Source organism: Psychrobacter sp. UBA2514, assembly GCF_002341255.1.
GTDB lineage: Bacteria > Pseudomonadota > Gammaproteobacteria > Pseudomonadales > Moraxellaceae > Psychrobacter > Psychrobacter pacificensis.
On sequence record NZ_DDNS01000011.1, the window covers coordinates 5,930 to 6,201 of the forward strand.

Annotated in this window: 1 protein-coding gene; it reads left to right on the top strand. The window is 43.4% G+C overall.

From position 1 onward, the window contains the following. A partial coding sequence (locus tag B3V51_RS04060) for a TRAP transporter large permease subunit (RefSeq protein ID WP_286708030.1) occupies positions 1–272 on the top strand: 272 nt, incomplete at both ends.

Genomic DNA, 272 nt, shown 5'->3' on the forward strand with positions numbered 1-272 from the left:
AGTCACATGGATTTCATGCCTGATAGATTGCTGACTCGTCCTTATGACATGGGCGATATTTTTGGTCAATTATTCCTAAAAACCGAAGGTCTTTATTCTGTTGCGATTGGCGCGTCAGTGACCTTTATCTTTTTGTTCATTCTCTTTGGTGCATTCTTGGCACGCTCAGGAATGGGACAGCTGTTTAATGATTTGGCATTAGCCATCGCAGGTCACAAAAAAGGAGGACCTGCAAAAGTCGCGGTGATTTCTAGTGGCTTTATGGGCAGTAT